Origin of the sequence: Bacillus sp. RB3 (assembly GCF_030164735.1) — a bacterium.
Classification (GTDB): Bacteria; Bacillota; Bacilli; order Bacillales; family Bacillaceae_G; genus Bacillus_A; species Bacillus_A cereus.
Window position 1 is genome coordinate 1 of sequence record NZ_JASNGE010000122.1, and the last position, 315, is coordinate 315.

The following is a 315-nucleotide window of genomic DNA, read 5'->3' on the forward strand; positions in this document are numbered from 1 at the left end:
ATAAAACGGACGTTTTTTTCGAATGATAGATTGAATACCCAGCTCTCTCATAAGACGACGAACACGTTTATGATTCATTACCATTCCTTCTCGAGCCAAAGCACGAGTCATACGTTTATACCCATAGTAAGGGGGCTGACGATGAATAGATAAAATATGTTCTTTATGCCACATATCCCTTTTCTGACGTAAACGCTGCACGTTATGATATTTCCGCCATTTATAGTAGCCAGCCTTAGAAACTTCCGCGATTTGAAGCAACCATCGGAGTGGATAGGCTTGGCGTAATGAATCGATAAGAGAAAATCGTTCTTT

1 protein-coding gene is annotated in these 315 nt (G+C 40.3%); it reads right to left on the minus strand.

The genetic code is table 11. The features are described 5' to 3' along the window. On the minus strand, window positions 1-315 hold a 315-nt coding region (locus QO049_RS31055), incomplete at both ends, for an IS3 family transposase (protein ID WP_284489834.1).